Source organism: Pseudokineococcus marinus (assembly GCF_013004605.1).
Taxonomy (GTDB): domain Bacteria; phylum Actinomycetota; class Actinomycetes; order Actinomycetales; family Quadrisphaeraceae; genus Pseudokineococcus; species Pseudokineococcus marinus.
In genome coordinates this window covers 1-5,893 of sequence record NZ_JABEMA010000199.1, presented here as the reverse complement: position 1 = coordinate 5,893, position 5,893 = coordinate 1, and the positions used below count along the sequence as shown (strand labels likewise).

General features: G+C 77.5%; 4 protein-coding genes and 1 pseudogene. 4 read left to right on the top strand and 1 reads right to left on the bottom strand.

The window, feature by feature from the left end:
- From HLB09_RS12020 to surE, 3 genes are all read left to right on the top strand, one after another.
- Positions 1-975 (top strand): MFS transporter (locus HLB09_RS12020; protein WP_171203606.1); only part of this gene is annotated, 975 nt, incomplete at its 5' end.
- An 89-nt stretch (positions 976-1,064) separates the two neighbouring features.
- Positions 1,065-3,701: a bifunctional FO biosynthesis protein CofGH gene (locus HLB09_RS12015; protein WP_171203605.1), complete on the top strand. Its 2,637-nt coding sequence runs from the start codon at positions 1,065-1,067 to the stop codon at positions 3,699-3,701.
- A 162-nt stretch (positions 3,702-3,863) separates the two neighbouring features.
- Positions 3,864-4,763 (top strand): 5'/3'-nucleotidase SurE, encoded by a 900-nt coding sequence (gene surE / locus HLB09_RS12010; RefSeq protein WP_212770979.1) that lies wholly within the window; start codon positions 3,864-3,866, stop codon positions 4,761-4,763.
- A 132-nt stretch (positions 4,764-4,895) separates the two neighbouring features.
- Here the strand turns inward: surE and HLB09_RS12005 are convergent, their stop codons facing one another.
- The gene (locus HLB09_RS12005; protein WP_171203603.1) at positions 4,896-5,597 is read right to left on the bottom strand and encodes an NUDIX hydrolase N-terminal domain-containing protein; all 702 of its coding nucleotides are present in this window, start codon (positions 5,595-5,597) and stop codon (positions 4,896-4,898) included.
- A 98-nt stretch (positions 5,598-5,695) separates the two neighbouring features.
- On the opposite strand from HLB09_RS12005, the pseudogene HLB09_RS12000 reads away from it, so the two are divergent.
- A pseudogene (locus HLB09_RS12000) lies at positions 5,696-5,893 on the top strand (permease-like cell division protein FtsX); the annotation flags it as partial.

Below are 5,893 nucleotides of genomic sequence, written 5' to 3'. Positions count from 1 at the left end.
GGGGCGGCGGGGGACGCCCCCGGCTCGCTGCTCGCCGTCGGCCTCGGCCGCCTGGCCCAGGGCGTCGGCGTCGGTGCGCTCGTCGTCGGCGCGGGGGCGGCCCTCGTGCGGGGCGTGCCCGCCGCCCTGCAGGTGCGGGTCCAGGCCGCGCTCGTGCTCGTCACCGGGGTGGGCGCGCTGCTCGGCGCGCTCGTCGGGGGGCTGCTCGCCGACGTGCCCGGCGGCTGGCGCGCCGTGCCGCTGCTCGCGCCCGTCCTCGCCGTCGTCGCGCTCGTGCTGCTGCGCTCGGTGCGGGCGCTGCCCCGCGGGGAGGCGCCGCCCCCGGCGGCCGCTGGGCCGTCCTCGTGGGCCGTCCTGCGCCACCGCGTCGTCCTCCTCGGCGCGGTGGTGGGCGTCGTCGTCGGCGCCGTCACGGTCCTCGTGCTCGTCGACGCCGTCCTCTTCCTCGACCTCGAGCGGCCGCTCCTGCGCGGGCTGCTCGTCGCCGCCGGGGTCGTCGCGGGGGTGGTCGGCGTGGTCGGCGCGACGACGGCGATCGCCCGGGTGGGCCGGCAGCCCCGCCTCGCCCAGGTGGGCACGGCGGGCGCCCTCGTGGCCGCGGCCGGCACCTACCTCGTCGGCTGGCTCCTGCTCGACGGGCCGCCGCTGGCGCTGCTGCCGCTCGTGCTCGTCGGTGCCGGCCTCGGCGCGGCGGTGCAGGCGACGGGCCTCGTGGTCTCGATCCTCTGCCCCGAGGGGGCCGAGCGGGAGGCCGCCGCCGCTCTCGGCGCCGGGCGACGGGCCGGGGCCCTCGTCGGCGCCCTGGTGGTCCTGCTCGCCCCGCTGGCCGGCGACCTCGAGGGCACGGGCGCGGCCCCGGCCGGGGTCCTCAGCGGGGTCGTGGCGGTCGTCGGCGTCCTCGCGCTGCTCGCCGTCGTGCCCGTGCTCGCCGTCCTCCCGCGCCGGGGCGCCGTCCGGCACCTGCCGGGCGCCTGACGCGGGCGCGCCCCGGTCTCCCGCCCGCCCTCGGGCCCGCTCTCGAGCGGCGGGGACGGGAGGGCGTCGGCGCGTGCGAGAGTGCTGCGGTGACGCTGCTGCCCCCGCCGTCCGCTCGTCCCGCCGCCCCGGCAGGTCCCCAGGCCCAGGTCCCCCCGCCCGAGGTCGCCCCGCCCACCGCCGCGCAGCTGCGGCGCTCGCTGGCCCGTGCCCGCGACGGCAAGGCGCTCGACGCCGCCGAGGCCGAGGTGCTGCTGCACGCCCGCGGCGAGGACCTCGCCGCGCTGCAGGAGGTCGCGGTGCGCGTCCGCGACGCCGCGATGGCCCGCGAGGGGCGGCCCGGTGTCGTCACCTACTCGCGCAAGGTCTTCATCCCGCTCACGCGGCTGTGCCGCGACCGGTGCCACTACTGCACCTTCGTCACCGTGCCGCACCGGCTGCCCGCGGCGTACCTCAGCCCCGACGAGGTGCTCGACATCGCCCGCGAGGGCGCCGCGCAGGGCTGCCGCGAGGCGCTCTTCACCCTCGGCGACCGCCCCGAGGACCGCTGGCCGGCCGCCCGCGAGTGGCTCGACGCGCACGGCTACGACGACACGCTGTCCTACGTGCGGGCCATGGCCGTCCGCGTGCTCGAGGAGACGGGGCTCCTGCCGCACCTCAACCCCGGCGTCATGAGCTGGTCGGAGCTGCAGCGCCTCAAGCCCGTCGCCCCGTCGATGGGGATGATGCTCGAGACGACGGCGACCCGGCTGTGGTCCGAGCCCGGCGGCCCCCACTACGGCTCGCCCGACAAGGACCCGGCCCTGCGGCTGCGCGTGCTCGAGGACGCCGGGCGCGTCGGCGTGCCCTTCACGACGGGGATCCTCGTCGGCATCGGCGAGACGCCGGCCGAGCGGGTCGACTCCCTGCTCGCCATCCGCCGGGTCGCCCGGGAGTACGGGGGGATCCAGGAGGTCATCGTCCAGAACTTCCGGGCGAAGGACGCCACCGCGATGCAGGCGGCGCCCGACCTCGACCGCGAGACCTACCTGGCGACCCTCGCCGTCGCGCGCGTGCTGCTCGGCCCGACGGTGAGCCTGCAGGCGCCGCCGAACCTCTCCGACCCCGAGGACGTCGCGGCGCTGCTGGCGTCCGGCGTCGACGACTGGGGCGGCGTCTCGCCGGTGACGCCGGACCACGTCAACCCCGAGCGGCCCTGGCCGCACCTCGACGACCTCGAGCGCTGGACGGCGGACGCGGGCCTCGGCCTGGCGCAGCGGCTCACGACGCACCCGCGGTACGTCCTCGGCTCGCTCGAGCGCGACGAGGCGTGGCTCGACCCCCGGCTGCACCCGCACGTGCGCGCGCTCGTCGACCCGGCCACCGGGCTGGCGGACCCGAGCACCCAGCCCGTCGGGCTGCCGTGGCAGGAGCCCGACGGGGGGCTCGTCGCGAGCGGCGGCGGCACCGGTCGCACCGAGCTGCACGTCGAGGTCGACACGACCGGCCGCAGCGCCGACCGCCGCAGCGACTTCGACGAGGTCTACGGCGACTGGGACGCCGTCGCCGAGCGGGTGCCGGCGCAGGACCGGCGGGGCGGCGCCCGGCCCGCGCCCTCGGGCCCGCGGGTGGACTCGGGCGTCGCCGCCGCCCTGCGCGCCGCCGAGGCCGACCCCGCGGGGCTCTCGGACGCGCAGTACCTCGCGCTCATGACGGCCGACGGCCCGGCGCTCGACGCCGTCACCGCGCTCGCGGACGGCCTGCGGCGCGACGTCGTCGGGGACGACGTCACCTACGTGGTGAACCGGAACATCAACTTCACCAACGTCTGCTACGTCGGCTGCCGCTTCTGCGCCTTCGCCCAGCGCAAGACCGACGCCGACGCGTACACGCTCTCGCTCGAGCAGATCTCCGAGCGCACCCGCGAGGCGCGCGACGTCTGGGGCGCCACGGAGGTGTGCCTGCAGGGCGGCATCTCGCCGGACCTCGGGCCGACGGCGTACGTCGACATCGTCCGCGCCGTGAAGGACGCCGTGCCGGACATGCACGTCCACGCCTTCTCGCCCATGGAGATCGCGACGGCGTCGGCCAAGCGCGGCGTCCCGGTGCGGGCGTGGCTCGAGGAGGTGCGGGCGGCGGGCCTCGGGTCGATCCCCGGCACGGCGGCGGAGATCCTCGACGACGACGTCCGCTGGGTGCTGACGAAGGGCAAGCTGCCCGCCGCGGCGTGGGTCGACGTCGTCGAGACGGCGCACTCCCTCGGCCTGCGCAGCTCGAGCACGATGATGTACGGCCACGTCGACGACCCGCGGCACTGGGTGGCCCACCTGCGCACGCTCGCCGGCGTGCAGGACCGCACGGGCGGGTTCACCGAGTTCGTGCCGCTGCCCTTCGTGCACACGAGCTCGCCGGTGTACCTCGCGGGCATCGCGCGGCCGGGGCCGACGCTGCGCGACAACCGCGCCGTCCACGCGCTCGCGCGGATCATGCTGCACGGCCGGGTCGACCACGTGCAGACCTCGTGGGTGAAGCTCGGCGTCGAGGGCACCCGGGCGATGCTGACCGGCGGCGCGGACGACCTCGGCGGCACGCTCATGGAGGAGACCATCAGCCGCATGGCGGGCTCCGAGCACGGGTCGGCGAAGTCGGTCGCGGAGATCACCGAGATCGCCGACGGCATCGGCCGGCCGGTGCGCGAGCGGACGACGACGTACGGCCCCGCCCCGGAGCGCGCGGCCGCGGGCTGACGACGCCGCCGCCCGCCGAGACCGACGAACGGCGGAAGCGCCCTTCGAGACCGACGGACGGCGTCCTCCACCGCCGGTGAGGACGTCGTCCGTCGGTCTCGGCGGTGAGGTCCGCGAGGGGCGGTGTCGCCGTCGCGCGCGCCGCCCGGGAGCATGGGCCCCGTGCCCGAGCAGACGCGCCCCCTGGCCCTGGTGACCAACGACGACGGCGTGGAGGGCCGCGGCCTCGCGCTGCTGGTCGTCGCGGCGGTCGAGGCGGGGTTCGACGTCGTCGTCGCGGCGCCCTCGCGCGACCGCAGCGGGGCGAGCGCGGCGGTCGACGCCGAGCTCGAGGACGACCGCCTGCCCGTCACCGAGGTCGCCCTGCCCTGGCCGGACCTCGCGGGGGAGGGGCACGAGGACCCGCGGGCGTGGTCCGCGGAGGCCCGCGCCCTCGAGGGCACCGACCGGCTGCGCGTCCTCGCCGTCGGCGCGAGCCCGGCCTTCTGCACCCGCGTCGGCCTGCGCGGGGCCTTCGGCGGGCGGGTGCCCGACGTCGTCCTGTCGGGCGTCAACCACGGCATGAACACCGGTGAGGCCGTGCTGCACTCGGGCACGGTGGGCGCGGCGCTGACGGCGACGGTCTTCGGCGTCCGCGCCCTCGCGGCGTCCGCGGGCGTCGCCTCGACGACGACGCTCGAGGTCGCGCCGACGACGTGGGCCGCCGTCCTCGAGGCCGTGCGCCCCGCGCTGCGGTGGGTCCTCGACCACGAGCCGACCGGGACCCTCAACCTCAACGTGCCGCACCTCGAGCCGGGCGAGCGCCTGCAGGGCCTGCGCCCGGCGACGCTCGCGGCCGTCGGCGTCGCGCAGGGCCACGCCTTCGAGGCCGGGGAGGGCTACGTGCGCCTGACCGCGACGACGCCGCCCGAGGACGACGAGCCGGAGGACCCGGGCAGCGACACGGTGCTCCTCGCCCAGGGCTGGGCGACGGCGACGGTGCTCGGCCCCGTCGAGCAGCGCGAGGGCGTCTCGCTCGACGACCTCGACGACCTCGCCGGCGCCGTCCCCGCCGCCGGCTGACGAGACGGTGCCCCGGACTTCGTAGCCTTCTTCCGCGCGAGCGGCCCCTACGGACGTCGAAAGGCTACGAAGTCCGCCGAGGAGCCCCCGTGAGGCGGAAGAAGGCCACGAACCCCGCCGAGGGGACGCCGGTCAGTCGAGCTCGGTCGGCAGCGCCGGGTCGCGGTGGTGGGCGACGCAGCGCTCGAGCTCCCACCGCGTCGTGCGGCCCTGGCTCAGCTCGGGCAGCTCGTCGAGGCCGAACCAGCCGACGTCGAGCGTCTCGAGCTCGTCGGGCGGCCGGACGTCCCCCGTCGCGCGGCACAGGAAGAAGAGCTTGACGACGCCCACGCTCATCGGCGGGCGGTGGCCGCGGGCGTCGCGGTCCCAGCAGCCGACGAGCTTGACGACGTCGGCGGCGTAGCCGGTCTCCTCCCGCACCTCGCGCAGCGCGGCGGACACCGGGGTGTCGCCCGGGTCGGCCCACCCGCCCGGCGCCGACCAGCGGCCGTCGCTGCGCTCGCGCATGAGCAGCACGCGCTCCGAGGCGTCGATGAGGACGCCGCGGACGTCGACCTTCGGCGTCGCGTAGCCGGTGTCGCGCCGCTCCAGCTCGAGCGCCAGCTCGGCGGCGTCGTCGCCCGACAGCACCGACATGAGCTCGGCGGCCAGCTCGCGCGTCGTCTCGAAGCGCTCGACGTCGTACGCGGTGGGGGAGAAGGCGAGCCCGCTCTGGGCGACCGCGGCGAGGCGGACGGCGACCGCGCGCACGCGCTCGGCGGGGGAGGCGAGCGGCTCGACGGCGGCCCTCCCCTCCCGGGCTCCCGGTGGGCTGACGGCGTCGGCATCGCTCACTGGGGCGACGCTACGTCGGCCCAGCGGCTCGAGCAGGTCGGCGCCGTCCCCCGCGACCTCGGAGCCCGGGTCCGTGGGCGCCCGCCCCGGGTGTGACGATGGCCTCGTGGGACGACGCACCGCGGCAGCGGTCTCGGCGGCCGCGGTGGCCCTCCTGGTGCTCGCCGCTCCCGCCGCTGTCCCAGTACGTCTCCGAGGTCGAGTTCGAGACGAGCGACGAGGCCTACGCCCAGTTCCAGCAGCAGGACGCCGAGCTCAGCGCCTCCGTGACGCCGGACCAGCTGCCCGAGTCCTTC